24 protein-coding genes are annotated in these 26,465 nt (G+C 70.5%); 12 read left to right on the top strand and 12 right to left on the bottom strand.

Going from position 1 to position 26,465, the window contains the following annotated elements; all coding sequences use genetic code 11:
• Nucleotides 1–15: 15 nt before the first annotated feature.
• The gene (locus tag CRM89_RS11490) at nt 16–1,302 is read left to right on the top strand and encodes an acetyl-CoA carboxylase biotin carboxylase subunit family protein (protein WP_041560231.1); all 1,287 of its coding nucleotides are present in this window, start codon (nt 16–18) and stop codon (nt 1,300–1,302) included.
• On the top strand, nt 1,303–3,348 hold the full coding sequence (locus tag CRM89_RS11485) for a CocE/NonD family hydrolase (protein WP_172964503.1): 2,046 nt from the start codon (nt 1,303–1,305) through the stop codon (nt 3,346–3,348).
• A gap of 25 nt (nt 3,349–3,373) precedes the next feature.
• Here the strand turns inward: CRM89_RS11485 and CRM89_RS11480 are convergent, their stop codons facing one another.
• The 6 genes from CRM89_RS11480 to CRM89_RS11455 all read right to left on the bottom strand — a co-directional run bounded on the left by CRM89_RS11480 (nt 3,374) and on the right by CRM89_RS11455 (nt 8,786).
• Nucleotides 3,374–4,945 (bottom strand): polyamine aminopropyltransferase, encoded by a 1,572-nt coding sequence (locus tag CRM89_RS11480; RefSeq protein WP_098083990.1) that lies wholly within the window; start codon nt 4,943–4,945, stop codon nt 3,374–3,376.
• Nucleotides 4,945–5,370 carry a DUF350 domain-containing protein gene (locus CRM89_RS11475; protein WP_011210026.1) on the bottom strand — a complete coding sequence of 142 codons (426 nt, stop codon included), beginning with the start codon at nt 5,368–5,370 and terminating at the stop codon, nt 4,945–4,947. The genes CRM89_RS11480 and CRM89_RS11475 overlap by 1 nt, the downstream gene beginning before the upstream one ends.
• Nucleotides 5,371–5,391: 21 nt before the next feature.
• The gene (locus CRM89_RS11470) at nt 5,392–5,781 is read right to left on the bottom strand and encodes a DUF4247 domain-containing protein (RefSeq protein WP_172456772.1); all 390 of its coding nucleotides are present in this window, start codon (nt 5,779–5,781) and stop codon (nt 5,392–5,394) included.
• 116 nt (nt 5,782–5,897) lie between these two features.
• The gene (locus CRM89_RS11465; protein ID WP_011210024.1) at nt 5,898–6,824 is read right to left on the bottom strand and encodes a Ku protein; all 927 of its coding nucleotides are present in this window, start codon (nt 6,822–6,824) and stop codon (nt 5,898–5,900) included.
• Complete coding sequence (locus CRM89_RS11460; protein ID WP_098083989.1) at nt 6,824–7,933, bottom strand: lycopene cyclase family protein; 1,110 nt, start codon at nt 7,931–7,933, stop codon at nt 6,824–6,826. Before CRM89_RS11460 ends, CRM89_RS11465 begins: the two co-directional genes overlap by 1 nt.
• Before the next feature lie 88 nt (nt 7,934–8,021).
• Nucleotides 8,022–8,786 carry an SDR family oxidoreductase gene (locus CRM89_RS11455; protein WP_011210022.1) on the bottom strand — a complete coding sequence of 255 codons (765 nt, stop codon included), beginning with the start codon at nt 8,784–8,786 and terminating at the stop codon, nt 8,022–8,024.
• Nucleotides 8,787–9,029: 243 nt separating this feature from the next.
• Here CRM89_RS11455 and CRM89_RS11450 point away from each other — a divergent pair, with 243 nt between their 5' ends.
• Nucleotides 9,030–10,661 (top strand): ABC-F family ATP-binding cassette domain-containing protein, encoded by a 1,632-nt coding sequence (locus tag CRM89_RS11450; RefSeq protein WP_098083988.1) that lies wholly within the window; start codon nt 9,030–9,032, stop codon nt 10,659–10,661.
• 83 nt (nt 10,662–10,744) lie between these two features.
• Nucleotides 10,745–10,984 carry a helix-turn-helix domain-containing protein gene (locus CRM89_RS11445; RefSeq protein WP_011210020.1) on the top strand — a complete coding sequence of 80 codons (240 nt, stop codon included), beginning with the start codon at nt 10,745–10,747 and terminating at the stop codon, nt 10,982–10,984.
• A gap of 51 nt (nt 10,985–11,035) precedes the next feature.
• Here CRM89_RS11445 and CRM89_RS11440 read toward each other — a convergent pair whose 3' ends face one another.
• The 4 genes from CRM89_RS11440 to acnA all read right to left on the bottom strand — a co-directional run bounded on the left by CRM89_RS11440 (nt 11,036) and on the right by acnA (nt 16,018).
• Nucleotides 11,036–11,971: a hypothetical protein gene (locus CRM89_RS11440; protein ID WP_098083987.1), complete on the bottom strand. Its 936-nt coding sequence runs from the start codon at nt 11,969–11,971 to the stop codon at nt 11,036–11,038.
• Between the two features lie 197 nt (nt 11,972–12,168).
• Nucleotides 12,169–12,495 carry a thioesterase family protein gene (locus tag CRM89_RS11435; RefSeq protein WP_098083986.1) on the bottom strand — a complete coding sequence of 109 codons (327 nt, stop codon included), beginning with the start codon at nt 12,493–12,495 and terminating at the stop codon, nt 12,169–12,171.
• Nucleotides 12,496–12,531: 36 nt separating this feature from the next.
• Nucleotides 12,532–13,098 carry a TetR/AcrR family transcriptional regulator gene (locus CRM89_RS11430; protein WP_011210017.1) on the bottom strand — a complete coding sequence of 189 codons (567 nt, stop codon included), beginning with the start codon at nt 13,096–13,098 and terminating at the stop codon, nt 12,532–12,534.
• Between the two features lie 118 nt (nt 13,099–13,216).
• A complete protein-coding gene (gene acnA / locus CRM89_RS11425) occupies nt 13,217–16,018 on the bottom strand; it encodes an aconitate hydratase AcnA (RefSeq protein ID WP_060590267.1) in 2,802 nt (933 codons plus the stop codon).
• Nucleotides 16,019–16,278: 260 nt separating this feature from the next.
• Here acnA and CRM89_RS11420 point away from each other — a divergent pair, with 260 nt between their 5' ends.
• The 8 genes from CRM89_RS11420 to CRM89_RS11385 all read left to right on the top strand — a co-directional run bounded on the left by CRM89_RS11420 (nt 16,279) and on the right by CRM89_RS11385 (nt 24,687).
• Complete coding sequence (locus CRM89_RS11420) at nt 16,279–16,845, top strand: DUF6676 family protein (RefSeq protein ID WP_050768295.1); 567 nt, start codon at nt 16,279–16,281, stop codon at nt 16,843–16,845.
• A gap of 276 nt (nt 16,846–17,121) precedes the next feature.
• Nucleotides 17,122–18,549 (top strand): Nfa34810 family invasin, encoded by a 1,428-nt coding sequence (locus CRM89_RS11415; RefSeq protein WP_011210014.1) that lies wholly within the window; start codon nt 17,122–17,124, stop codon nt 18,547–18,549.
• A gap of 101 nt (nt 18,550–18,650) precedes the next feature.
• Nucleotides 18,651–19,904: a MoxR family ATPase gene (locus CRM89_RS11410; protein ID WP_098083985.1), complete on the top strand. Its 1,254-nt coding sequence runs from the start codon at nt 18,651–18,653 to the stop codon at nt 19,902–19,904.
• A gap of 62 nt (nt 19,905–19,966) precedes the next feature.
• Nucleotides 19,967–20,917 carry a DUF58 domain-containing protein gene (locus CRM89_RS11405; RefSeq protein ID WP_060593255.1) on the top strand — a complete coding sequence of 317 codons (951 nt, stop codon included), beginning with the start codon at nt 19,967–19,969 and terminating at the stop codon, nt 20,915–20,917.
• Nucleotides 20,914–21,921 carry a VWA domain-containing protein gene (locus CRM89_RS11400; protein ID WP_011210011.1) on the top strand — a complete coding sequence of 336 codons (1,008 nt, stop codon included), beginning with the start codon at nt 20,914–20,916 and terminating at the stop codon, nt 21,919–21,921. Before CRM89_RS11405 ends, CRM89_RS11400 begins: the two co-directional genes overlap by 4 nt.
• 78 nt (nt 21,922–21,999) lie before the next feature.
• Nucleotides 22,000–22,722, top strand: coding sequence for a 3-oxoacyl-ACP reductase FabG1 (gene fabG1, locus CRM89_RS11395; protein WP_011210010.1), 723 nt, complete (start codon nt 22,000–22,002; stop codon nt 22,720–22,722).
• A gap of 54 nt (nt 22,723–22,776) precedes the next feature.
• The gene (gene inhA / locus CRM89_RS11390; RefSeq protein ID WP_011210009.1) at nt 22,777–23,613 is read left to right on the top strand and encodes an NADH-dependent enoyl-ACP reductase InhA; all 837 of its coding nucleotides are present in this window, start codon (nt 22,777–22,779) and stop codon (nt 23,611–23,613) included.
• Nucleotides 23,614–23,628: 15 nt separating this feature from the next.
• On the top strand, nt 23,629–24,687 hold the full coding sequence (locus CRM89_RS11385) for a ferrochelatase (RefSeq protein ID WP_098083984.1): 1,059 nt from the start codon (nt 23,629–23,631) through the stop codon (nt 24,685–24,687).
• A 19-nt stretch (nt 24,688–24,706) separates the two neighbouring features.
• Here CRM89_RS11385 and CRM89_RS11380 read toward each other — a convergent pair whose 3' ends face one another.
• Both CRM89_RS11380 and CRM89_RS11375 read right to left on the bottom strand, forming a co-directional pair.
• Nucleotides 24,707–25,516: a hypothetical protein gene (locus tag CRM89_RS11380; protein ID WP_060590274.1), complete on the bottom strand. Its 810-nt coding sequence runs from the start codon at nt 25,514–25,516 to the stop codon at nt 24,707–24,709.
• 47 nt (nt 25,517–25,563) lie between these two features.
• A complete protein-coding gene (locus tag CRM89_RS11375) occupies nt 25,564–26,376 on the bottom strand; it encodes a DUF3097 domain-containing protein (RefSeq protein ID WP_086839874.1) in 813 nt (270 codons plus the stop codon).
• Between the last annotated feature and the right edge of the window lie 89 nt (nt 26,377–26,465).

Here is a 26,465-nt window from a genome sequence, read left to right as displayed (position 1 = left end):
GGATAGCCCTCACGGGTGACGAAGAATGTGTTCGTACCCGCCCTGACCGATCTGCAACGTGCCGAGATCGGCACCGTCGAGCTGCCCGAAGGACTCGCGCTGCACGGGCTGCTCGACTACGACACGCTGATCGCGGCACCGACCTTCGACTTCGACGACCTGCTCGACCGGTGCCGCGCCGAGCTGCGGGCCTTCGACGGCCCCGTGGACGCGATCATCGCGCACTGGGACTTTCCCACCAGCGTGCTGGTGCCCATCCTGGCCGCCGAGTACGACCTGCCCGCACCCAGCCTGGAGAGCGTGCTGCGCACCGAGCACAAGCTGTGGAGCCGGGTGCTGCAGCGCGAGGTCGTGCCCGACCACGTGCCCGCCTTCTGCGCCTTCGACCCGTTCGATCCCGAGGCGCTGGACCACATCGACCTGTCGTTCCCGTTCTGGGTGAAACCGATCAAGTCGCATTCCTCGCAGCTGGGCTTCGAAGTGTCGAACGCCGAGGAGTTCGCCGCGGCGGTGGCGCAGATCCGGGCGGAGATCGGCCGCATCGCCGACCCCTTCGACCAGGCCCTCGCCCGCGTCGAGGTGCCCGAGCAGGTGCGGGTCGCCGGCGGCCGCACGTGCCTGGCCGAGCAGATCGTCACCGGTACCCAGGCCGCGCCGGAGGGCTCGATGTTCCGTGGCGACTACCGCGTGCACGGCGTGTTCGACATGCGCAAGGACGCGGCGGGCCACAGCTTCGACCACCTCGACTATCCGGCGCGCACCGTGCCCGAGGACATCCAGCGGCAGATGATCGACGTCACCGAGCGTTACCTGCGCCACGTCGGCTACGACAACGGCTGCTTCAACTCCGAGTTCATGTGGGACGCCGACACCGGCAAGCTGTGGCTGATCGAGGTGAACACCCGCATCTCCCAGTCGCACAGCGAACTGTTCGTCAAGGTCGACGGCACCACCAACCACACCGTCGCGATCGACATCGCGCTGGGCCGCGAGCCGCGCATGCCGCACCGCAAGGGCGAATTCGCCGTGGCCGCACAGTGTTTCGTGCCCCGGTACGAGGACGGGATCGTCACCCGGGTACCCGGCCCGGCCGAGATCGAGGCGCTGCGCGAGCGCTTCCCCGGGACCATCGTGCGGCTGGACGTGCAGGTCGGCGACCGGCTCTCCGATCTGCCCAACCAGGACGCCTACCGGTACAAGCTCGCCACCCTCTACCTCGGCGCCGGCGACGCCGACGACCTCGAGCGCCGCTACCGGGACTGCCTGGCCGCCTTGCCGTTCGAGTTCGAGGAGGTCGATTGAGTGCGTATCGTCGAGAAGTTCCCCTACGAGGTTCTCGACACCGAGAACGTCTTCATACCCATGCGCGACGGCGCGCGGCTGGCCGCCCGGATCTGGCGGCCGGTGACCGACGAGCCGGTACCCGCCGTCTTCGAATACATCCCGTACCGCAAACGCGATCTCACCCGCGCCCGTGACGCGCTCAACCATCCGTACCTGGCCGGGCACGGCTACGTCAGCGTCCGGGTGGATCTGCGCGGCAGCGGCGACTCCGACGGCGTGCTCACCGACGAGTACCTGCCCACCGAACACGACGACGCCTGTGACGTGATCGCGTGGCTGGCCGACCAGCCCTGGTGCGACGGCAACGTCGGGATGATGGGCATCTCCTGGGGCGGATTCAACAGCCTGCAGGTCGCCGCCCGCCGCCCGCCCGCACTGAAGGCGATCGTCAGCGCCTCGGCCACCGAGGACCTCTACGTCGACAACATGCATTACATGGGCGGCTGCCTGCTCTCGGACAACCTGTCCGAGGCCACGGTCATGTTCGCTTTCAACAGCCTGCCCCCGGACCCGGCCATCGTGGGGGACCGGTGGCGGGACATGTGGCGCGAACGGCTCGCGGGCAGCGGGCTGTGGATCGAGCAGTGGCTCGAGCACCAGCACCGTGACGAGTACTGGAAACGCGCCTCGGTGAACGAGGACTACCGCGCCGTCGACTGCCCGGTGCTCGCGGTCGGCGGCTGGGCCGACGGCTACACCAACGCCATCTTCCGCCTGCTCGAGCACCTGGACGTGCCGCGCCGCGGGCTGATCGGGCCGTGGGGGCACAAGTACCCGCACCTGGGCGTGCCCGGCCCGGCGATCGGGTTCCTGCAGGAACTGGTGCGGTGGTGGGACCACTGGCTCAAGGGCCGCGACACCGGCGTCATGGACGAGCCGATGCTGCGGGCCTGGATGCAGGACAGCATCTCCCCGCAACCGTCCTACGCCGACCGCCCCGGCCGCTGGGTGGGCGAGCCGTCCTGGCCCTCTCCGAACATCGTGCCGCGCGAATTCACACTCACCCGTTACGGATTGGCCGAGGACGCCGACGACGTGCCCGCCCGCACCATGCGGGTGCAGTCGCCGCTGAGCGTCGGCATGTTCGCGGGCAAGTGGGCCTCCTACGCCGCGACCCCCGACCTGCCGTCGGACCAGCGCGAGGAGGACGGCGGTTCGCTGGTCTACGAGACCGAGGAACTCACCGAGACCTTCGAGGTGCTCGGCCAGCCGGAGCTGGCCCTCACCGTCGCCGCCGACCGGCCCAACGCGATGGTGGCCGCGCGGCTGTCCGATGTCGCCCCCAACGGTGAGGCGACCCGCGTCACCTACGGCCTGCTCAACCTCACCCACCGCGACGGCAGCGGCGAGCCGCGCCCCCTCGAGCCCGGCCGCACCTATCGGGTCCGCCTGGCGCTCAACGGCATGGCGCACTCGTTCCCGCCGGGCCACCGCATCCGGCTGTCGATCTCCTCCTCGTACTGGCCGCTGGCCTGGCCCTCGCCGGAACCGGTGATGCTCACCGTCACCACCGGCGAATCCCTGCTCACGCTGCCGCAGCGGCCCCGGCGCGCCGAGGACGAGCGCCTGCGGCCGTTCGACGACCCCGAAGCCGCCCCGCCCGCCCCGGCCACGAACATCGAACGGGGCACACACCATTGGAAGGTCGAGCGCGACCTCGCCACCGGCGTCTCCACCCTCGAGATCGAGAACGACCAGGGCCTCATCCGGCTCGACGACACCGGCACCCTGGTGCGCCGCGCCACCACCGAGTGGTTCAGTTTCCGCGGCAACGACCCCACCTCGGTGCGCGGCGAAACCCGCACGGTCCGCGCTTTCGCCCGCGACAACTGGCGCACCGAGATCACCACGCACACCGTGTTGCGCTGCACGCCGCAGGATTTCGTGCTGGACGCCCGGCTGGACGCCTACGAACTCGGCGATCCGGCCGACGATCCACGGCCGGTGGCCACCCGGGTGTACTCGCAGAACTGGCATCGGCGGATTCCACGCGATCTGGTGTGACCCGGGCGGCGCGCGCGACCTCGGCTCACCGCCACTCGCGCAGCTCCAGGTCCACGATCACCGGGTGCATCAGCGTCGAGACCGGTGCGCCGGGATCGCGCCGGTCCGGGGCGAACACCGCTGCCGCGCGCAGGCTTTCGGCATCGATCGAGCGCGGGGGAGCGGGCGGGTCGAGGCGCAGCACCGGCTCGGCGTCCCGGGTGGCCAGCACGAACCCCCAGTCGCCGAAGCTGGGGACATCCACGTGGTAGGGCAGTACCCGCAAGCCACCGGCGCGGATCGTCGCGGCGATGCACCAGAAGGAGCGGGGCGCGAAGAACGGCGACCCCGACTGCACCGCGACGGTGCCGCCGGGGGCGAGCACCTGCGCCACCATCGCGTAGAACTCCTTGGTGTAGAGCTTGGCGATGGAGGTCTGGTCCGGATCGGGCAGGTCAACGATGATCGCGTCGAACCGGCCGGATTGCCCGCGCAGCCAGGCGAAGGCGTCCTCGTTGATCACCCGCACCCGCGGATCGTCGAAGGCGTGCCGGTTCAGCGCCAGCAGCCGCGGCTCGGTGCGGGCCAGGTGGATCATCCCCGGATCGAGTTCCACCAGTGTCACCTCCGCCACGTCGGGGTAGCGCAGGATCTCCCGCAACGCCAGCCCGTCGCCGCCGCCGAGCACCAGCACTCGCGCGCGCGGACCCGCCAGCACCGGATGCACCAGGGCCTCGTGGTAGCGGTATTCGTCCACCGAGGAGAACTGCAGGTCGCCGTTGAGGTAGAGCCGCACGTCGGGGGTGGCGAACGGGGACAGCGATTCGGTGAGCACGATGCTCTGATACCGGGTCTGCTCGTGGCGCACGATCGGATGCGCGAACAGGGCCTGCTGCGCGGTGGCCTCGAACCGGTCCGCGTAGACGTAGCTGCCGCCGAGCACGAGCGCGACCAGCGCGGTGAGGGCGGTGAACAGCAGCCGGGCCGGGCGGGTCAACCGATCGCGGAACAGGACGAACACCAGGGCCAGCCCGGCGGCGGCGTTCAGCACCCCGACCAGCAGGCTCCCGCGGATCTGACCGAACACCGGCAGCAGCAGGAAGGGGAACGCCAGCCCGCCCAGCAGGGCACCGACATAGTCCGCGGCGAACAGGTCGGCCACCGCGGCGCCCGGTGCCTGGCGGCGGATCCGCTGCAACAGCTCCATCAGCAGCGGGATCTCGGCGCCCACCAGCATCCCGATGACGCTCGCCGCCGCGATCAGCGCGGTGGTGTAGAGGTTGAGCCAGGCGTAGGCGGCGTACAACAGCAGGACCGACAGCCCGCCCAGCAGCGCCAGCGCCAACTCCACCGCCACGAACGCCGCCGCGGCGTGCCCGCGCAGCGGTTTGGCGATCAGCGCGCCGATCCCCATCGCGAAGACCATGACGCTCAACGTGATCGAGGCCTGCGCGGCGGTGTCGCCGAGCAGATAGCTGCCCAGCGTCACCAACGACAGCTCGTACACCAGCCCGCAGGCCGCGCACACGAACGCGGTGAGCAGCAACGCGATCCGCGCCGTCCTGGCCCGGACCGGCGACGGCGCGACCGGGTTCCGGGTACGGGTGCCCGCGCGCACTAGGACAGGCCGGCGGCCACCACGAGGGAGACCGCCACGTGCAGTGAGGCCGTCACCCAGACGGCCGGGTGGAGGGCCTGCTCGGCGACCACCTCGCGGAACTTGCCGGGTGTCAGCAGATCCAGCAGCACGAAGGACACCGCCATCGCGGCCAGCCCGATCACCCCGTACACGGCGCAGGCCAGCAGTCCTTCCCCCAGCGCGCCGTGCGAGGTCCAGATGGCCATCGCCACGATCACGCCGACGCCGAACAGATTCGAGGCGACCAGCACCGCGGCGTTGCGATTGCGCTCCACCCAGATCTGGGCGCGCAGATTGCCCGGCGTGAGCGCGTCCACCAGCACGAAGCCGAGCACCATGAGTACCAGGCCGACACCGGTGTAGGCCAGCGCGGCGCCCGCCTCGGCCGCGAGATCTGCGAGCATGTCTCTTTCCGTCCTTCTCCGCTATTTGCCGCTGCTGCTGCGGTATTCGCTGCCCGGCGGCTGACTGGGCCACCCGAAACCCGAGACCGTCGAGTGGTGGCGCTGATACCCGTTGCGGTACTGATCGACCAGGATCAGCGCCCCGGCGCCGTGCGGAGCGACGGTGATGATGTCGTCGCGGTACTGCAGGTAGGTGCGCTCGCCCAGCGTGCGGTTGTCCAGCGGCCGGGCCGCGGCCGTGATCGCGCCGACCGCGGCGGCCGGCGCGAGGGCCGCGGTGTAGGCGCGCCCGTCGTTGGCCTGGTCGAGCGAACTCGCGCGCGTGTACTTCGCGGCGATGTAGTCGCGGGCGCTCTCGATGTCGTCACCGCAGGCGGTGAGCGAGAGCAGCAGCGCGATCACGGCGATCACGCCCGCGGCTGTCCTGCCGAGGCGGTGCATGCGTCCCCCCGTCGAGCGCCGGGCCCGTGGCCCGGTAGGTGAAGCCGAGTTCCCTCCTGAACTCGATCACGCACTGTAGCAGGGGATCAGGCGCCCTTGCGGGCGGCGGTCTTCTTCGCCGTCTTCTTCGCCGCGGGCTTCTCGGCGGTCTTCTTCGCCGCCGCCTTGGTGGCCTTCTTCGCGGGCGCCTTGGCCGTCTTCTTCGCGGTGCCACCGGAACCGGCGGCGCGCCTGCCGCTGGCCTCCAGGCTGCGCTGCAACGCGGCGACCAGATCGACCACCTCGGCATCCATCTCGGCGGGCGCGGGCTCGGCGCGTTCGGGCACCTTGCCGCCGCGCTCGATCGCCTCGTCGAGCATCTTCTTCAGCTCCACCTGGTACTCGTCGGTGAACTGCGAGGGATCGAAGTCGTCGGACATGCTCTCCACGAGCGTCTCGGCCATCTTGATCTCCTGCGGCCGCGGCTCGGCGGCGTCGCGCACCGAGTCGAACTCGATCGCGCGCACCTCGTCCGGCCACAGCAGCGTCTGCAACACCAGCATTCCGTCGCGTACCCGCAGCGCGGCCAGCCGCGTCTTCTGCCGCAGCGTGAAATGCACCAGCGCGGTGCGGTCGATGCGCTCGAGCGTCTTGGCCAGCAGCACGTAGGCCTTGGGGGTGTTGGAGTCGGGCTCGAGGTAGTAGCTCTTGTCGAACAGGATCGGGTCGATCTGCTCCGACGGAACGAACTGCAGGACCGGGATCTCGTGCTTCTCCGCGGCGGGCAGGCGGGCGAAGTCCTCGTCGGAGAGGATGACGGTCTCGCCCTCGGGTGACTCGTAGGCCTTGGCGATGTCCACGTAGTCGACCGGTTTGCCGTCGATCTGGCACACGCGCTGGTATTTGATCCGGCCGCCGTCCTTGGCGTGCACCTGGTGGAACTTGATGTCGTGGTCCTCGGTGGCGGTGTAGACCTTCACCGGAACGTTGACCAGCCCGAACGCAATCGAGCCCTTCCAGATAGCTCGTGCCATCACTCCATCATGGCCGAACCGGTCGGCATCTGCGACCGAAACGGGAAGCCGCAGGTCGCAGCGGCGATTCGAGTGCGGAGGCGGGGTGGCAACGCGGTGAACAGCGTCCGCATCGCGGCCGCGGTGCCCACCGGATCGGTACGGCCGGACAGATAGGCGCGCTGATGCGGGGCGGGCAGCTCGAAGAAGGTGTCGAAGAAGACCGGCAGTTCCGCGGGCGGCAGGGCGAGCAGCGCGCGCAGTCCGGCGGCGCGCAACAGGTGGGTGGCCCTGGCCCGCGCGAGTCCGGTGGGCGCACCGGCGGCCCAGTCGTCGGCGGCGCCCAGCGCGGCCGCGACGCTGTAGCCGGTGGCCGGATGCGTGAAGCCACCGGCAGCGCCGAACCGCCGTCGCCCCGGCCGGGCGCCCTGCACCGGGAACCGCACCCGTTCGACCGGCTCGCCGCCGTCGAGGTCGATGCCGCGCGCCGCCAGCCGGTGGTGCAGTCGCCGCCGCAGCTCGGCAGGCTCGAGGGCCGGGCGACCGGCCAGGCAGGTCTCCTCCAGCAGTATCGCGTCGGCGCCGAGCGGCACCGCGTAGAGGAACGAGCGGGGCGCCCCGGGCTCGGCGCCGTTGTCGTCGCGCCAGTCCATGAACATCGGCTCCACGCGATCGGCGCGGTCCCCGGCCACGACGACGCCGTAGGCGGTCTGCTCGGCCCGGCGGGGGGAGCGGGACAGCCCGCGCGCATCCACCACCCGGTCCGCGCGCAGCACCCGCCCGTCGGCCAGCGTCACCGAGCGCCGGGTCAGCCCCGCGGCGCGGCCGGTCACCACCTCCGCGCCGTCGACGGTCAGCGCGTCCTGCAACAGCCCCGTGTCGAGCACCGCGTAGTCCCGGTCCAGGACGTGCCGCCGCGACCCCCAGGCCACCGGCTGCGTCATCCGTGCCCGCACCACGGCGCGATCCAGCCAGTCCGGCAGCTCATCGGCCCACACCCCGTAGGTGGCCGACCACCGCCGCCGCGGCGCCGGGTCCACCACCGCCACCCGCAGTCCCCGGCGCAGGCAGCGGTGCGCGAGCGCCCGGCCCGCCGGGCCCAGTCCGCAGACGACGACGTCGAACGTCATCGGGCACCACCCGCGTGCACGGCCGACCCGCACCGGGTCGACTGCCTGCGTGGCGGGGGATCGTGAGGTACGGGCACGGGACGCCGAGTCAGATTCCGCCCGTGGCGAGCAGGCCGCCGTCGACCCGCACCGTCTCGCCGGTGATCCAGGCGGCCTCGTCGGAGGCCAGGAAGCCGATCAGGCGGGCGACGTCCTCGGGGCTGCCGAGCCGCTTCATCGGGTACACGCTCGCCGCCCGTTCCTCGTCGGCCGAGTACAGCGCGTCGGCGAACTTGGTCTTGACCACGCCCGGCGCCACCGCGTTGACCCGGATCTTCGGGCCCAGCTGCCAGGCCAGCTCCTCGGTGAGCCGGATCAGGGCGGCCTTGGACGCACCGTAGGCGGCGATGACGCCGGTCGAGCGCAGGCCCGCCACGCTGGCGACGTTGACGATGGCGCCGCCGTGCTCGCCCATCCACGCCTTGTACGCCTCCTGGGCGTAACCGAGCGCGGCCACCACGTTGACGTCGAAGATCTTGCGCACCGCGTCCAGGTCGGCGTCCATCAGCGCGCCGAACACCGGGTTGATGCCGGTGTTGTTGATCAGGATGTCCAGCGAACCGAACTCCGTGACCGCTCGCCCGACCGCCTCCGCGCGGGCCTGCGCGTCACCGGAGTTGCCCGCGATGGTCGCCACCTCGCCCTGATGGCCGAGGGCGCGCAGTTCGGCGGCGGCCTCGGCCAGCGGTTCGGGTTTGCGTGCCGTGATCAGCACGTTCGCCCCGCGGCGTAGCAACTCCGCCGCCACCGCCTTGCCGATACCCCGGCTGGCGCCGCTGACCAGCGCGCTCTTGCCCAACAGATCGCTACTCATGGCACCGCACGCTACCGAAGCGGCGAACGCCGCGGTCAGGTCGGTCACACCGGCGTCCTCGATGCCGGGACGGAGGGCTCGCGCGGGTAAAATGGGTGGTTCTTGTGCCTGCCCAGTTCTTACACTGCCGGTTCGGAACCACTGCCGTTCGGAACGATGCCGGTTCGTGAGGCTGCCGGTTCGTGAGACTGGGCGCGCAGAGTTCGCCCAGCATGTCGACGCACCGCCCGGAGGAGCCAGCCTGTGATCACCGCGACCGACCTCGAGGTCCGGGCCGGAGTCCGTACCCTGCTCTCGGCGCCCGGTCCGGCGCTGCGCGTGCAGGCGGGCGACCGGATCGGCCTGGTCGGCCGCAACGGTGCGGGCAAGACCACCACCCTGCGCATCCTCGCCGGTGAAGGGGAGCCCTACGCCGGAAAGATCCTGCGTTCCACCGAGATCGGCTACCTGCCGCAGGACCCGCGCGAGGGCAACCTCGACGTGCTGGCCCGCGACCGCGTGCTGTCCGCGCGCGGGCTGGACACCCTGATCCGGGACATGGAGAAGCAGCAGGCACTCATGGCCGAAGTCGCCGACGAGGCCGAGCGCGAGAAGGCCGTGCGCAAGTACGGCAGGCTCGAGGAGCGCTTCTCGGCCCTGGGCGGCTACGTCGCCGAGAGCGAGGCCGCGCGGATCTGCCACAGCCTCGGCCTGCCCGACCGGGTGCTCGGGCAGCCGCTGCGCACGCTGTCGGGCGGCCAGCGCCGCCGGATCGAGCTGGCCCGCATCCTGTTCTCGGCCTCCGACGGCAGCGGCGGCCGCTCCGACCGCATCCTGCTGCTCGACGAGCCGACCAACCACCTCGACGCCGACTCCATCACCTGGCTGCGCGGCTTCCTGCAGAACCACGACGGCGGCCTGATCGTGATCAGCCACGACGTCGAGCTGCTCGAGGCCGTGGTGAACAAGGTGTGGTTCCTCGACGCGGTGCGCGGTGAGGTCGACGTCTACAACATGGGCTGGAAGAAGTACCTCGACGCCCGCGCCACCGACGAGCAGCGGCGCCGCCGCGAACGCGCCAACGCCGAGAAGAAGGCGTCCGCGCTCAAGGCACAGGCCGCCAAGCTCGGTGCCAAGGCGACGAAAGCCGTTGCGGCGCAGAACATGGTCAAGCGCGCCGAGCGGCTGCTCGACGAACTCGACGAGGTGCGCGTCGCCGACAAGGTGGCCCGGATCAAGTTCCCGGAGCCGGCGCCCTGCGGTAAGACGCCGCTGATGGCGGAGAACCTCACCAAGGTCTACGGCTCGCTGGAGATCTTCACCGGCGTGGACCTGGCCATCGACCGCGGCAGCCGGGTCGTGGTGCTCGGTCTCAACGGCGCGGGCAAGACCACGCTGCTGCGGCTGCTGGCCGGTGTCGAGCAGCCGACGGCGGGACGGCTGGTGCCCGGGCACGGCCTCAAGGTCGGCTACTTCGCCCAGGAGCACGACACCCTCGACGACCAGGCCACCGTCTGGGAGAACATCCGCCACGCCGCCCCGGACGCGGGTGAGCAGGACCTGCGCGGCCTGCTCGGCGCCTTCATGTTCTCCGGCCCGCAGCTCGACCAGCCCGCGGGCACGCTGTCCGGCGGTGAGAAGACCCGCCTGGCGCTGGCCGGACTGGTCTCCTCGGCGGCCAACGTGCTGTTGCTGGACGAGCCGACCAACAACCTGGACCCGATCTCGCGCGAGCAGGTGCTCGACGCGTTGCGCACCTACGCGGGCGCGGTCGTGCTGGTCACCCACGATCCGGGCGCGGCAGAGGCGCTCTCGCCGGAGCGGGTGATCCTGCTGCCGGACGGCACCGAGGACCACTGGTCGGCCGAGTACCTGGAACTGATTCAGCTCGCGTGAGTTTCATCACAACATTTCGTTGATCGTGGACTGTGGAGTGCTTAGCCTGGAATAACGCGCTGCTCGGCGACTCGGAGGAAGCCATGAGCGACAGGCCCACACAGAACAAGGCCACATTGAGCAAGGGCACACGCGTCACGGGAAAATCGCGTGACCGCCTGCAATCGCAGTTGAAGAAGCAATACGAGCAGGGGGCGAGCATCCGCTCCCTGGCCCGCGCGACCGGTCGGTCCTACGGGTTCATCCACAACGTGCTGGTGGAGTCGCATGTGCAGCTGCGCAGCCGCGGCGGTGCCAACCGGCGCAAGAATCCGGACAAGTAGGGGGCGCGGGTGCTGGGCCACCGGCGGTGACGGCCGGTGGCACAGGGCTTTTCAGTGTCCGGTGACCGGTCCGTAGTCCTCGGCGAGCAGATCGGCGACACTGCGGAACATCGGCAGCCCGGTGGCGGCCACCAGGTGCTCGAAGCGGCCGCGTGGATCGACCTCGAGGAACCAGTACTCCCCGTCGAGGCCGAGCCGCAGGTCGAGCACGCCGAAGCCGAGGCCGAGCGCGCCCATCAACGTGGCCAGTGACTTGCTCACCGACGCCGGCAGCTGGGCGACACCGAAGCCGAGGCTCGCCGGGGGCCGGTCGGCGAGCCGGTCGACCCCCGGCGGCACATCGATGCGCACCGCCCACTCCACGCCGTCCACCCACACCACCCGCAGGTCGCAGTCGGCGGGCACGTAGTCCTGGAAGGTGGCCGGGGTGCGGCGCAGGCCTGCGGCGGCGAGATCCGCGCGGTCGACCAGGCGCGGTCCTGCGCCGCCGCCGCGTTTGAAAACCACTGGGCCGGGCCGGGATTCGGCGAAACTACGGGCCTCGTCGGGATCGTTGGTGACCAGCGTCTCGGGCACGCACAGCCCCGCGCGCAGGGCGGTCTCCCACTGCACGATGTGGCGGCAGGCGGTGCGGTCCGAGGCGGGATCGTTGACCCAGTGCGCCGGGATCGACCACAGCATGCCCTCGAGGAAGTTGTCGCATTCGGCCCGACGGTGCGCCTCCGCGGCGGTGCCGCCGGCCGCGGTCGCGGGGTGGGGCGGGCGCCACCACACTGCCCGGGCGTCGTCGAGCCCCACCGACTGCGCCAGCGAGCGGGCGGTGCCGAGCCTGCCGAGCCGGAAGCTGCCGAAGTTGCGTGGATAGTCGGCCGGGTCGAGCTGGATGGCGTTGAGGCCGTGGACTTCTCGCACGATCTCGGCCACCGCCGCGGCGTGCGGGTCGCCGGCCGCGGCGACGATGAGGACCGACCCTCGGCGCGCGGGCATGGCCTGGACTCCGGTCAGCCCAGACCGGCGCGGACGACGCCGCCGGATGCGGGGTGCGGGATCGCGGGGGCCATGCGGTACTGCTCTCCGATCTGCTCGCGATTTGCCGGGGACGGTGCGAGCGCGTCTCGAATACTACCGGCGCGACCGCGGCCCGCGGCCGGGTTCGGCGGAATCCACGCCGTTCGACACGTCGATCACGGTGTCCGAACCCGCTTGTACCGAAAGATTTTCGGTATGCCGCGGACCGGGTCACAGCGACCTCGCAGCAACCGGTCAGGGGCGGCCGCCGTGCCGTCCATCCTGCGGCTCTCCTGGCGCAGGCGAATGGTCTTGCCATCGGACCATTCGGACGCGCAGGTCACGCGCAGCTCGTCGCCGCCGCGCAGCTCCCGGACGGACCGGATGGTGTTCTCCGGTGTCACCGGGCCCACGCCCGAGGCGATGAGCTTGTCCTGGGCCACTCCGGCGGCGCGCAGCAGCTCCCACCGGGCGTGCGCGGCGTATTGCGGGTAGCGCCACACCGTCCGTGCCCCGGCACAGAGTCGTGGAGCGCCCGGTCAGTCCTTACGGCGCACCGAGGCTTCGACGAGATCGAGCACGGCCGAGAGGTTCTCGTTCGTGTGACCGGAGGCGATCCGGGCGATCAGCCCGTCGAGCACCAGATCCAGATACCCCAGCAGCACATCGGTGGGCACGTCGTCACGCAGCGCGCCCGCGGCCTTGCGCCGCTCCAGGCGGGCCAACGTGGCGGCGGTCAGCTCCGCCGAGCGCTGGGTCCAGCCCGCGCGGAACTCCGGGTCGGTGCGCAACCGGCGCGCGATCTCCAAACGTGTTCCGAGCCAATTGAACTGCTCGGGATGGGCGAGCATGTCGCGCATGACCTGCACGATGCCCTGGTTGGCCGCGACGTCGGCCATCCGCTCGGCGTCCTCCTGGGCCAGCGCCAGGAACAGCGCGTCCTTGTCGCGGAAATGGTGGAAGATGGCGCCGCGCGAGAGCCCGATCGCCTCCTCGAGCCTGCGCACGGTCGCGCCGTCGTAGCCGTATTCGGCAAAGCAGCGCCGCGCCCCGTCGAGAATCTGGCTGCGCCGCGCGGCGAGGTGGTCATCGCTGACCTTGGGCATGGGCGAGCTCCTCCTCGGCGGACTGCGGTCGATGTGGCGAGGTCCGCGCACCGCCTTCCGGAGAAGCGGTGCGCGGACCTGCCGACTGGGTCGACGACATCGTCGTCGACGAGCGCACTCAGGCGCGAATCATGTTGCGCAGCACGTACTGCAGGATGCCGCCGTTGCGGTAGTAGTCGGCCTCACCGGGGGTGTCGATGCGGACCACGGCGTCGAAGGTGATCTTCTCGCCGTCGGCCTTGGTGGCGGTCACCTTCACCGTCTTCGGGGTGACCCCCTCGTTCAGCTTGGTGATGCCCTCGATGTCGAACACCTCGGTGCCGTCCAGGCCCAGCGACTTGGCCGACTCGCCCGCCGGGAACTGCAGCGGGATGACGCCCATACCGATCAGGTTCGAGCGGTGGATGCGCTCGAAGGACTCGGTGATGACGGCCTTCACACCCAGCAGGCGGGTGCCCTTGGCGGCCCAGTCACGCGAGGAACCCGAGCCGTACTCCTTACCGCCGAGCACCACCAGCGGGATGCCCGCGGCCTGGTAGTTCTGCGCGGCGTCGTAGATGAACGCCTGCGGGGCGCCCTCCTGGGTGAAGTCGCGGGTGTAGCCACCCGAGACGTCGTCGAGCAGCTGGTTGCGCAGCCGGATGTTGGCGAAGGTGCCGCGGATCATCACCTCGTGGTTGCCACGCCGCGAGCCGTAGGAGTTGTAGTCCTTGCGCTCGACGCCGTTGGCCTCGAGGTACTGCGCGGCCGGGGTGCCGGGCTTGATGTTGCCCGCCGGGGAGATGTGGTCGGTGGTGACCGAGTCGCCCAGCAGCGCCAGCACCCGGGCGCCGGTGATGTCGGTGACCGGGGTCGGCTCCTGCGGCATGCCGTCGAAGTACGGCGCCTTGCGGACGTAGGTCGAGTTCTCGTCCCAGGCGAAGGTCTTGCCCTCCGGGGTGGGCAGCGAACGCCAGCGCTCGTCGCCCTTGAACACGTCCTTGTAGTCCTCGAGGAACATGTCGCGGCTGATCACCGCGTCGATGGTGTCCTGGATCTCCTTCGGCGACGGCCAGATGTCGCGCAGGAACACGTCGTTGCCCTCGGTGTCCTTGCCCAGCGGGTCGGTCTCGAAGTCGAAGTCCATGGTGCCCGCGAGCGCGTAGGCGATGACCAGCGGCGGCGAGGCCAGGTAGTTCATCTTCACGTCGGGGGAGATGCGGCCCTCGAAGTTGCGGTTGCCCGAGAGCACCGCGGTGACCGTGAGGTCGTTGTCGTTGATGGCCTGCGAGATCTCCTCCGGCAGCGGGCCGGTGTTGCCGATGCAGGTGGCGCAGCCGAACGCGACCAGGTTGAAGCCCAGCTTGTTCAGGTACGGCCACAGGCCGGCCTTCTCGTAGTAGCCGTTGACGACCTGCGAACCCGGCGCCATCGAGGTCTTGACCCAGGGCTTGCGCGCCAGGCCCTTCTCCACGGCGTTGCGGGCCAGCAGGGCGGCGCCCAGCATGACCGAGGGGTTGGAGGTGTTGGTGCAGGAGGTGATCGAGGCGACCACCACGGCGCCGTGGTCGAGCACGAAGTCGCCGTACTCCTCGCTGTGCACCTTGACCGGCTTGGTCGGGCGGCCCTCGGAGTTGTTGGCGGCGGTCGGCAGCACGGCGTCGTCGTCGGCGAAGGACAGCACGGCCGGGTCGCTGGCCGGGAAGGACTCCTCGACGGCCTCGTCCAGCTTCGAGTGCGGGGCGCCCTCGGCGTCGGAGGTGTAGTTGTGGATGTCCTTGCGGAAGGCGATCTTGCTCTCCGACAACAGGATCCGGTCCTGCGGGCGCTTCGGGCCTGCGATCGAGGGCACCACGGTGCTCAGGTCCAGCTCGAGGTACTCGGAGTACTCCGGCTCGAAGTCCGGGTTGTGCCACAGGCCCTGCTCCTTGGCGTAGGCCTCAACGAGCGCGAGCTGCTCGTCGCTGCGGCCGGTCAGGCGCAGGTAGTCGACGGTCACCTGGTCGATCGGGAAGATCGCGGCGGTGGAGCCGAACTCGGGGCTCATGTTGCCCAGGGTCGCGCGGTTGGCCAGCGGCACCTCGGCCACGCCCTTGCCGTAGAACTCGACGAACTTGCCGACCACGCCGTGCTTGCGCAGCATGTCGGTGACGGTGAGCACCACGTCGGTGGCGGTGACGCCCGGCTGGATCTCACCGGTGAGCTTGAAGCCGACCACGCGCGGGATCAGCATCGAGACCGGCTGGCCGAGCATCGCGGCCTCGGCCTCGATGCCGCCGACGCCCCAGCCCAGCACGCCCAGGCCGTTGACCATGGTGGTGTGCGAGTCGGTGCCGACGCAGGTGTCGGGGTAGGCCTGGCCGTTGCGGACCATGACGACGCGGGCCAGGTGCTCGATGTTGACCTGGTGCACGATGCCGGTGCTCGGCGGGACGACCTTGAAGTCGTCGAAGGCGGTCTGGCCCCAGCGCAGGAACTGGTAGCGCTCACCGTTGCGCTGGTACTCGATGTCGACGTTGCGCTGGAAGGCGTCCTCGCGGCCGAACACGTCGATGATGACGGAGTGGTCGATGACCATCTCGGCGGGCGCCAGCGGGTTCACCTTGTCCGGGTCGCCGCCCAGGGTGGCGACGGCCTCGCGCATGGTGGCCAGGTCGACGATGCAGGGCACGCCGGTGAAGTCCTGCATGATGACGCGGGCGGGGGTGAACTGGATCTCGGTGTTCGGCTCGGCCGAGGCGTCCCAGTTCGCGATGGCACGGATGTGGTCGGCGGTGATGTTCGCGCCGTCCTCGGTGCGGAGCAGGTTCTCCGCGAGGACCTTCAGTGCGTAGGGGAGTTTCTCGGTGCCGGGCACGGCGGAGAGGCGGAAGATCTCGTAGGAGTTGCTTCCGACCTCGAGGGTGCCCTTGGCGCCGAAAGTATCGATACTTGTCGTCACGTCAGCTCCACTCGTCGGTGAGGGTGGGTCACCGGCGGGGCTGTGCCGGTGACTCGAGTCTTTGGAGGGGCTCCGGCCACTGGGAGTGCCGGTTCCTCGCGCCACGACCCTAACAGTACGCTTGTCCTGTGAAACGTGCGGGGTGCGGTCGGCGTGGCGTGGGCGAACACCCGGTGACCGCGTGACGTACTGTGCTCTGGCAGTGTTGGATGCCCGCCGCCGCGCACATCGGTGACGTGGCTGGACAGACCGGATGGAAGATGGCCCCCTCGCACACCTCGGTTTTCTCCCCGCTCGCCGCGGAACTGCCGCCCACCGTCGACGCGAACACCCTGGAGTCGATCAAGGAGGACGTCGCCGACAACCATGTGGCGGCGCCGAAGGGCAAGGACCAGTCCGGACTCGAGGCGATCGTGGCCGAAGCGCGAGCCGAGGGCATCCCGCTGAGCATCGTGGTGATTCCCGGCAATCCCGGTCACGACTCCAATCTACGGGACCTGGCCACCGAGGTCGGCAAGACCGAGCAGGGCACCGTGGTGGTCCTCAGTGACGACTGGGTGGGCACCTACAGCGATTCGATCAGCCGGGTCAAGCTCGAGTGGGCCGAGGACGCGGCCAAGAGCAAACAGGGCAACTCGGTCGAGGCCGCGCGCATCTTCGTCGACCGGCTCGAACAGCCGGAGACCTTCTCCTGGACCGCCATCACCGGTGTGCTCATCGCGGGCACCGCGCTGGCGGTGGCAGGTCTCCATCTGATCAAGGCGCGCCGCGCCGCCGCGCAGGAGCGACCCGCCGTCGCCGAGCGGGACACCGCGACCATCGCCTGATTCTCGACCGGCGCCACGTCCGTCGGGGAGTTTTCCAGACGGTCGGTATGTTTTCCGGCAGCAAACCCGAACTCGTATCCGGCTAATGCCCGGCAACGCACGAATTACCCCGCTGTGATTCTGTTACCAGAGTTCTCACGGAGCATAAAGTGTCGTACGGTTCGAGTGATCGCCGATGGGGAACAAGTGGTAGCAGAGCTATCCGCCGACGGATGAGCTGGGAGGTCCCCGGTGGGGCTCGTGAGGCGAGGCCGGATTCGAGTCCTTGGAGGTGCGATGCGCGAGAGCCGCCGTGCGGGTCAGCGATCGAAGCTGTGGGTCGCCGTGGGGTTGCTGATCTGCACCGCATTGGTCGTGTCGGCCGGACCGGGTACCGCCGTACCGCCCCCGCCACCGAATCCGAGTGACGGACAGATCGCCGACGCGGGCGCCCGCGTCGAGGCCGGGATCGGCGAGGTCGGTGCCCTGATCAACCAGGTCGCCGACGTCGAACACCAGCTGCGCGAACTCGACGACGCGGTCGCGGTGCGCCGCGAGGAGGTCAACAAGGCGCTGGTGGACCTGCAGAACGCACGCGCGGCCGCCGACGCGGCCGCCGCCCGCGTCGAGACCACCCAGCGCGATCTGGCCACCGCGGGCGAGGAGGTCGCCAGGGCCCGGCACAATTTCGACGACTTCGCCACCCGCGCCTACACCAGGCCCGCGTCCGGCTCGATGGTGACCTACCTGGCCGCCGCCACCCCCACCGGCGCCATCGACCGCTCCGAGGTGCTCGGACTGGTGTCGAAGAACCAGCAGCAGGTGCTCGACGCGCTGCGCCGCGCCCAGATCGAACAGGGCAACCGCAATTCCGATGCGCGCGAAGCCAAATCGCTGGCCGATGCCGCGGCGGCGGCCGCCGAGCAGAAGAAGGCCGAGGCGGAGAGCGCGGTGGCCGCCGCCAAGGCCGCCCTCGACAGCGAGACCGTGCGTCGCGACGGCCTGCTCCGCGAACGCGACGCGGCCCAGTCCCGTCTGGACGCCGCGCGCGCGAACGTGCAAGGGCTACAGAACCAGCGCGAGGCCTACCAGGCCTGGGACGCGCAACGCCGCGCCGAGGAGGCCGAGGCGATCCGGGTCGCCGCCGCGGCCGCCGCCGCCCGCGCCGCCGCCGACCAGGCCGCCCGCGAACGCGCCGCACAGCTGGGCGAGGGCAAACGCCCGCACACCGAACTCGAGGACGCCCCCGCCCCGAAGAAGAGCACCACCCCCAAGCCCAGCTCACCGTCGGTGAGCGGCTCGGCGGCGGTGGAAGTCGTGGTGGACCGGGCACTTTCGCAGCTGGGCGTCACCTACGCCTGGGGTGGCGGCGACGAGGACGGCCCCACCCTCGGCATCCGCGACGGCGGCGTGGCCGACAGCTACGGCGACTACAACAAGGTCGGCTTCGACTGCTCGGGCCTGATGGTCTACGCCTTCGCCGGGATCGGCGTCTCGCTGCCGCACTACAGCGGCTATCAGTACAACGCGGGCACCCGGGTCCCGCTGGCCCAGAAGGCCCGCGGCGACATGCTGTTCTGGGGGCCGGGCGGCAGCCAGCACGTGGCCCTCTACCTCGGTGACGGGAAGATGGTCGAAGCGCCCCAGTCCGGCGACGTGGTGAAGGTGTCGCCGGTGCGTGAGGACGGCATCATGCCGTACGCGGTCCGCATCGTCACCTCCTGACGAGCGCCGAATTCCACCGATCGCGGAGCCGGTTGCGGCATCGCGGGCGATTACCTGGAATAGTTGGTGCCGCACGCACTAAGACCGAGGCGAAAGCGGGGATGTTGGTGACTTCGACGGACAGTGTGAGCGGGGCGAATCTGGCAAAGGACAAGCCGGAACCCGCGTCGGGCACCCTGGAGCGTGACGTCCAGACCCTCGAGAAGGCGATCTACGAGGTCAAGCGGGTCATCGTGGGCCAGGATCGGCTCGTGGAACGGCTGCTCGTCGGTGTGCTCGCCCGTGGTCACGTGCTCCTCGAAGGTGTGCCCGGCATCGCCAAGACGCTGGCGGTCGAGACCTTCGCCAGGGTGGTCGGCGGGTCCTTCTCCCGTGTGCAGTTCACCCCCGACCTGGTGCCCACCGACCTCATCGGTACCCGCATCTACCGCCAGGGCCGCGAGGAATTCGACACCGAGCTCGGTCCGGTGGTGGCGAACTTCGTGCTCGCCGACGAGATCAACCGCGCACCGGCCAAGGTGCAGTCCGCGCTGCTCGAGGTGATGGCCGAGCGGCACGTCTCGATCGGCGGCAAGACCTACCCGATGCCCGATCCGTTCCTGGTCATGGCGACCCAGAACCCGATCGAGAGCGAGGGCGTGTACCCGCTGCCGGAGGCGCAGCGCGACCGCTTCCTGTTCAAGGTCGTCGTCGACTACCCCTCGGTGGAGGAGGAGCGCGAGATCATCTACCGGATGGGCGTCACCCCGCCGGAGGCCAAGCAGATCCTCGGCCCCGAGGACCTGATCCGGCTGCAGAAGGTCGCCGCGAACACCTTCGTGCACCACGCGCTGGTCGACTACGTCGTGCGGGTCATCGCCGCGACCCGCAAGCCGCTCGACTACGGCATGGCCGATGTCGCGAACTGGATCGCCTACGGCGCCTCCCCGCGCGCGAGCCTCGGCATCATCGCCGCCGCCCGCGCGGTCGCGCTGATCCGCGGGCGCGACTACGTGGTGCCGCAGGACGTGGTCGAGGTGATCCCGGACGTGCTGCGCCACCGGCTGGTGCTGTCCTACGACGCGCTCGCCGACGAGGTGAGCCCGGAAGACGTCATCCGGCGGGTCCTGCAGACCGTCGGCCTGCCGCAGGTCGCGCCGCAGGCGGTGCCCGCAGGCGCGCAGGCCGCTCCCGCGGGTCCGCCGCAGCAGCAGATCCCGCAGCCGCCCGCCCAGCCGGGTCAAGGCCAGCAGGGTCAGGGCCAGCCGGGTCAGGGCCAGCCGGGTCAGGGTCAGCCGGGTCAGCAGGGTCAGGGCGCGCCGAACCAGGGCGCCCAGGCCCCGATGGCCCCGGCCGGCACCAACCAGCCCAAGTGACGTCGGCGTCGGGTGTGCCCGAGAACCCGCGCGACGCTCGACCCGAGGTTTCCCGAGTGACGATGTCATCGCATGCCCCGCCCTCGTTCCGGGCGGGCGAGCTGTCGGACGCGCGGCTGTCGGCCGCGCTGAAGACCCTGGAGCTGACCGTGCGCCGCCGCCTCGACGGCGTGCTGCACGGCGACCATCTCGGCCTGATTCCCGGCCCGGGGTCCGAGCCGGGGGAGTCGCGGCTCTACCAGCCCGGCGACGACGTGCGCCAGATGGACTGGTCGGTCACCGCCCGCACCACGCATCCGCACGTGCGGCAGATGATCGCCGACCGCGAGCTGGAGACCTGGATGGTCCTCGACCTGTCGGCCAGTCTCGACTTCGGCACCGCCGCCTGCCAGAAGCGGGATCTGGCGATCGCCGCCGCGGCCGCGATCACCTACCTCACCAGCGGTGGGGGCAACCGGATCGGCGCGGTGGTCGCCACCGGCGAACAGCTGGTGCGAATTCCCGCGCGCAGCGGGCGGATCCACGCCCAGACGCTGCTGCGCTCGATCGCGACCACCCCGCACGCGCGCGACGGCGTGCGCGGTGATCTGCGCGGCGCCATCGAATCGCTGCGCCGCCCGCAGCGCAAACGCGGACTCGCGGTGATCATCAGCGACTTCCTCGGCGAGATCGATTGGCAGCGTTCGCTGCGCGCCATCTCCGCGCGGCACGATCTGCTGGCCGTCGAGGTACTCGATCCCCGCGACCTGGAACTGCCCGACGTGGGCGATGTGGTGCTGCACGATCCCGAGACCGGCCGCACCCGCGAATTCAGCGTCACGCCCACGCTGCGCGCCGATTTCGCCGCCGCCGCGCAACGCCACCGCGACCAGGTGGCCCAGGCGCTGCGCAGCTGCGGTGCACCGGTGCTGACCTTGCAGACCGATCGCGACTGGATCGCCGACGTGGTCCGGTTCGTGTCCACCCGGCGCCACAGCTTCGGCGCCCCGACCGGGCGGGTGCCTCGCCAGTGAGTATTTCGCATTTCACCGCACTGATCTGGCTCGGCTTCCTGGCGGTGGTCGCGCTCATCGCGCTCGGCTACGTGCTGGTGCAGCGGTCCCGGCACCGGCAGATGCTGCGGTTCAGCAACATGGAGGTGCTGGAGAAGGTCGCGCCGTCGCGGCCCTCGCCGCTGCGGCACGCGCCGATCGCGCTGATGCTGGTCGGCCTGGTGTTCCTCACCATCGCCGCGGCGGGACCGACCTCGGTGCAGAAGGTGCCGCGCAACCGGGCGACGGTCGTGCTCGTCATGGACGTGTCGCTGTCGATGGAGGCCACCGACGTGCCGCCGAGCCGGCTCGAGGTGGCCCAGCAGGCGGGCAAGGAGTTCGTCGACGGCCTCACCCAGGGCATCAACCTCGGCTTCGTCACCTTCGCGGGCACGGCCTCGGTCATGCAGTCGCCGACCACCAACCGGGAGGCGGTCAAGGCCGCCATCGACAACATCAAGCTGGCCGAGCGCACCGCCACCGGCGAGGGCATCCTCACCGCGTTGCAGTCCATCGAGACGCTGGCGACCGTGCTCGGCGGTGCCGAGACCCCGCCGCCGGCGCGTATCGTGCTCATGTCCGACGGCAAACAGACCGTGCCCGACGACAAGGATGTCGACAACCCCCGGCATGCCTTCACCGCCGCCCGCCTCGCCAAGAGCAAGGGCATCCCGGTCTCGACGATCTCCTTCGGTACCGAATGGGGCTCGGTGGAGATCCCCGACCAGGACGGCCAGGGCGGCTCGCAGCGGGTCAAGGTGCCGGTGGACAACGAGTCGCTGCGCGAGATCGCCAAGCTCTCCGGCGGCGAGTTCTACACCGCCTCCAGCCTGGAGGAACTGACCGCCGTCTACGACACGCTCGAGGAGCAGATCGGCTACGAGACCACCCGCGGCGATGCCAGCCGCCCGTGGTTGCTGCTCGGCATGCTGGTCGTCGCCGCGGGCATCGTGACGGGCCTGCTCTATCGTCAACGCCTGCCGTAGCCGCACGCCGTTGTGGCATCGCACAAGGTGCGCTGCCCGCACGCGGACGCAGGAATTCGAACAGATAGGTTAACTCCCATGACCAACATCACATCGCGATCGGTCCTGGTGACCGGCGGAAACCGCGGCATCGGCCTCGCGGTCGCGCGACGCCTGCTCGCCGACGGTCACAAGGTCGCCGTCACCCATCGTGGCTCGGGCGTGCCGGACGGCCTGTTCGGCGTCAAGTGCGACGTCACCGACACCGAGTCGGTCGACCGCGCCTTCGCCGAGGTCGAGGCGCACCAGGGGCCGGTGGAGGTGCTGGTGGCCAACGCGGGCATCGTCGCCAACACCTTGCTCATGCGGATGAGCGACGAGCAGTTCACCAGCGTGATCGACGCCAACCTCACCGGCGCGTGGCGCTGCGCCAAGCGCGCCAACCGCGCGATGCTGCGGGCCAAGTTCGGCCGGATCATCTTCCTCGGCTCGGTCGTCGGCCTCGGCGGCGGTCCCGGCCAGGTCAACTACGCGGCGTCCAAGTCGGGCCTGATCGGCATGGCGCGATCGATCACCCGCGAGATCGGGTCGCGCAACATCACCGCCAACGTGGTCGCCCCCGGCTTCATCGAGACCGACATGACTCGTGACGAGGTCACCGAGGAGATGCGCGAGGTCGTGCTGAAGTACGGTGTGCCCGCGGGCCGTCCGGGTCAGCCCGAGGAGGTGGCCGCCGCGATCAGCTTCCTCGCCTCCGACGACGCCTCCTACATCAACGGCGCGGTGATCCCGGTCGACGGCGGCATGGGCATGGGCCACTAGTATCCCGCTGGCCCGCAGCAACGGACTTTCGACATCAGGAGAACCGAGAAACTCATGGGCGGACTGCTCGAAGGCAAGACCATCCTGGTCACCGGCATCATCACCGACGCCTCCATCGCGTTCCACGCGGCGGCGATGGCCCAGGAACAGGGCGCGAAGGTGATCATCACCGGTATCCCGGAGCGGCTGCGGCTCATCGACCGCATCGCCAAGCGGCTGCCGAAGGAGGTTCCGCCCGCCATCGGTCTCGACGTCACCAACGAGGAGGACCTGGCCGGACTCGCGGACAAGATCCGCGAGCTCGCGCCCGAGGGACTCGACGGTGTGCTGCACTCGATCGCCTTCGCACCGCGCACCCTGATGGGCCCGGAGGCGCTGCCGTTCCTGGAGGGCCCCGGCCCGGACGCGGCCAAGGCGTTCGAGATCTCCGCGTGGAGCTACGCCTCGCTGGCCCGCGCGGTGCTGCCGGTGATGAACGAGGGCGGCTCGCTGGTCGGCATGGACTTCGACCCGCGCACCGCCATGCCGTACTACAACTGGATGGGCGTGGCCAAGGCCGCGCTGGAGTCGGTGAACCGCTACGTCGCCCGCGAGGTCGGCACCGCCAAGAAGGTCCGCTCCAACCTGATCGCCGCGGGCCCGATCAAGACGCTGGCCGCCAAGGCCATCGCGGGCACCGCCACCGACGACGCGGCCAAGCTCAACCAGCTCAACATCTACTGGGACGGCGCCTCGCCGATCGGCTGGGATGTCGACGACCCGACCGCGGTGGCCAAGTCCATCGTGGCGCTGCTGTCGGACTGGCTGCCCGCCACCACCGGTTCGATCATCTACGTCGACGGCGGTGCCAGCCACAACACCTGGTTCCCGGAGAACTGGTCGGCCAACTGAGCGAAGGGAGGACCCGTGGCCGTCGAGGCGCTGCTGCTGCTGTCCTTCGGCGGCCCGGAACGCCCCGAGGACGTGATGCCGTTCCTGGAGAACGTCACCCGGGGCCGTGGGGTGCCGCGTGCCCGCCTCGAGGAGGTCGCCCAGCACTACCTGCACTTCGGCGGCGTCTCGCCGATCAACGCGCTCAACCGCGACATCATCGCCGGTGTCGAGCGCGAACTCGACGAGGCGGGCATCGACCTGCCGGTGTATTTCGGCAACCGCAACTGGCATCCGATGGTCGAGGACACCGTCGCGGAGATGGCCCGCGACGGAGTGACCGGCGCCCTGGTCTTCCCCACCTCGGCCTGGGGCGGCTACTCCGGGTGCCGCCAGTACCACGAGGACATCGAGCGGGCCAGGGCGGCCGTCGGCCCCGCCGCCCCGCACCTGACCAAGCTGCGCCAGTACTTCGACCACCCGCTGTTGATCGAGGCGTTCGCCGACGCGATCCGCGCCGCCCTGGAACGGCTGCCCGCGGATCGGCGTGACCGTGCCCGGCTGGTGTTCACCGCGCACTCGGTGCCGGTCGCCGCCGACGCCGCCGCCGGTCCGCCCGCCGACGGCGGCGAGCTGTACAGCCGTCAGGTCGCCGATGCCGCCCGATTGTGCGCGGCGGCAACGGGTTTCGCCGATCACGACCTGGTGTGGCAGTCCCGCTCCGGGCCGCCGCAGGTGCCGTGGCTCGAGCCCGACATCGTCGACCATCTGGAGGACCTGGCGGGCCGGGGGGTGGACGCGGTCGTGGTGTGCCCGGTCGGCTTCGTCTCCGACCACCTCGAGGTCATCTGGGATCTGGACAACGAGGCGAAGGACAAGGCCGCCGAGCTCGGCATGGCGTTCGCGCGGGCGTCGACGCCGGGCACCGACCCGCGGTTCCCGCGGTTGGTGGTGGAGCTGATGCGTGAGCATCTGGACGGCCTGGCCCCGCGCAGGCTGGGCGCCGAACCGGGCTACGGCTGCACCACCGACGGGGTGCCGTGCGCGAGCGGATGCTGTGCGCCGCAACGCCGCCCGGCGGCCGCGGGCCGCTGACCGGCGCTCACCGATCGCCTCACCCGCGCGCGGCCGCGTGTACCGCGACCAGCCGGGCGGCGCGGATGGCGTCCCACAGCGGGCGCAGCAGATTCTCCTGTGCGCCGATCGCGCTGGCGGAGGTCGGCGCCGACGCCGGTTCCCGTTGCGCCACCGTGAGGATGGCCGCGACGTGGTCGGCGGTGTCGAGAATCCGCTTGGCGCGCAACGGGATCGACTCGGGGTAGTCGTGGCGGGCGTAACCGGCCAGCTCGGCTTCGATCAGTTCACGCGGGTCGGAGTCCGCGGCGCCGATGCTCGTGGTGTGCAGCTTCATCAGGGCGTCGGCGGCGTCGCGGACGGCTTCCCGCATCGTGTACTCGGCCTCGCCGAGGGAGAGGTCCGGTCCGGCCGCCGGGGGGACGGTGACGGTGTAGATCGTCCACTGCAGGGTGTCGTCGTCGGCCCACAGCGGGATCAGCCCGGTGCCCTCGGCGCCGGGCGCGCCGATCAACAGGCCCTCCTCGGCCTCGATCGCGTCGGCGGCGAACTCGGTGCCGACCGGCAGTCCGCGCACGTCGCCGGGCACCGGCAGCACCAGTCGCAGCTGCGCCTGCGGCGCGCTCATCGCCTCGCGAATGACCTTGAGCAGCGGCATGACCCCGCTACCCGCTGCCGCGCCGCGCGAGGACCACGGCAGGTCGGAGCGGCCGCCGGTGACCGGGTCACCGGCGGCGATGGTGTGCCTGGACGCCCAGGCGTGCAGCGCCTCGAGCACATCGTCGGGCGCACTGTTGCCGGCCAGCCAGGAGCCGGCCCACACCGTCAGCGTGGCACTGGGAGAGCACATAATCTTCGAGCATAAAGGGGTTCGCGCTCGCGCACCCGCGGGTGTGGCTACTCCGGTTCGGTGACGAAGTCGATGAGCCGTTCCACCGCGCCGATGAGGGGGGACTCCAGGTCGCGGAAGCTCGTCACCGCCTGGTACACCCGCCGCCAGCCGTCCTGCGGCGTTCCCCAGCCGAGCCGGTGGCAGACGCCGGTCTTCCAGTCCTCCCCGCGCGGCACCGCGGGCCACTCCCGGATGCCGAGCGCGGCCGGGCGCACCGCCTGCCACACGTCGACGTAGGGGTGGCCGGTCACCAGCACGTGCGGGCCGAGACCGGTGGTGAGCTGGGTTTCCTTGGAGCCGGTGACCAGGTGGTCGACCAGCACGCCGACCCGCCTGCCCGGGCCCGGCCCGAACGCGGTGAGCCGCTCGGCGAGGTTGTCCAGCCCCTCCAGGTGCTCGACGACCACGCCCTCGACCCGCAGGTCGTGGCCCCACACCCGCTCGACCAGTGCGGCGTCGTGCACACCCTCCACCCAGATGCGACTGGCCTTGGCGACCTTCGCGCGCAGCCCCTCCACCCGGGTCGACCCCGACGCCGAGCGCGTCGGCTTCCGCGGCGCGGCGACCGCCGGGCGCACCAACGTGACCGGCTTGCCGTCGATCAGGAACGCCGCCTCGCGCATCGCGAACAGCCGGACCACCCCGCGCCCGTCCTCGAGTTTCACGAACTCGCCGTCGTAGCTGCGGTCGAATCCGACGACGGCGCCGCAGAATCCGGTCGCGGCGTCCTCCACCACGAGATCGCGTTCGGCGGGCACCGTCGGCACCGCCCGTTTCTTCGTCCTGGCATGTCCGGAGAAGATGTCGCCGGAGTAGATGTCGCCGGAGCGACTGTCACCGCCGAACCTGTCACGCGTACCCACCCGTCCGAAACTACCCGGCCACGCCGCGATTTCGGTTCTGCGAC

Origin of the sequence: Nocardia sp. FDAARGOS_372, from assembly GCF_002554515.1 — a bacterium.
In the GTDB taxonomy this organism is placed as follows: domain Bacteria; phylum Actinomycetota; class Actinomycetes; order Mycobacteriales; family Mycobacteriaceae; genus Nocardia; species Nocardia farcinica.
The sequence above is the reverse complement of the archived record's forward strand: the minus strand, read 5'-3'. Positions and strand labels throughout refer to the sequence as shown.

What these genes read in the sequence shown, in the direction of transcription:
- CRM89_RS11475 (WP_011210026.1), bottom strand. Translation starts at nt 5,370, where the DNA reads ATGCTCGCAGATCTCGCGGCCGAGGCGGGCGCCGCGCTGGCCTACACC.
- CRM89_RS11465 (WP_011210024.1), bottom strand. Translation starts at nt 6,824, where the DNA reads ATGGCACGAGCTATCTGGAAGGGCTCGATTGCGTTCGGGCTGGTCAAC.
- CRM89_RS11460 (WP_098083989.1), bottom strand. Translation starts at nt 7,933, where the DNA reads ATGACGTTCGACGTCGTCGTCTGCGGACTGGGCCCGGCGGGCCGGGCG.
- CRM89_RS11455 (WP_011210022.1), bottom strand. Translation starts at nt 8,786, where the DNA reads ATGAGTAGCGATCTGTTGGGCAAGAGCGCGCTGGTCAGCGGCGCCAGC.
- CRM89_RS11445 (WP_011210020.1), top strand. Translation starts at nt 10,745, where the DNA reads ATGAGCGACAGGCCCACACAGAACAAGGCCACATTGAGCAAGGGCACA.
- CRM89_RS11440 (WP_098083987.1), bottom strand. Translation starts at nt 11,971, where the DNA reads ATGCCCGCGCGCCGAGGGTCGGTCCTCATCGTCGCCGCGGCCGGCGAC.
- CRM89_RS11430 (WP_011210017.1), bottom strand. Translation starts at nt 13,098, where the DNA reads ATGCCCAAGGTCAGCGATGACCACCTCGCCGCGCGGCGCAGCCAGATT.
- CRM89_RS11420 (WP_050768295.1), top strand. Translation starts at nt 16,279, where the DNA reads ATGGCCCCCTCGCACACCTCGGTTTTCTCCCCGCTCGCCGCGGAACTG.
- CRM89_RS11415 (WP_011210014.1), top strand. Translation starts at nt 17,122, where the DNA reads ATGCGCGAGAGCCGCCGTGCGGGTCAGCGATCGAAGCTGTGGGTCGCC.
- CRM89_RS11410 (WP_098083985.1), top strand. Translation starts at nt 18,651, where the DNA reads ATGTTGGTGACTTCGACGGACAGTGTGAGCGGGGCGAATCTGGCAAAG.
- CRM89_RS11405 (WP_060593255.1), top strand. Translation starts at nt 19,967, where the DNA reads ATGTCATCGCATGCCCCGCCCTCGTTCCGGGCGGGCGAGCTGTCGGAC.
- fabG1 (WP_011210010.1), top strand. Translation starts at nt 22,000, where the DNA reads ATGACCAACATCACATCGCGATCGGTCCTGGTGACCGGCGGAAACCGC.
- inhA (WP_011210009.1), top strand. Translation starts at nt 22,777, where the DNA reads ATGGGCGGACTGCTCGAAGGCAAGACCATCCTGGTCACCGGCATCATC.
- CRM89_RS11380 (WP_060590274.1), bottom strand. Translation starts at nt 25,516, where the DNA reads ATGTGCTCTCCCAGTGCCACGCTGACGGTGTGGGCCGGCTCCTGGCTG.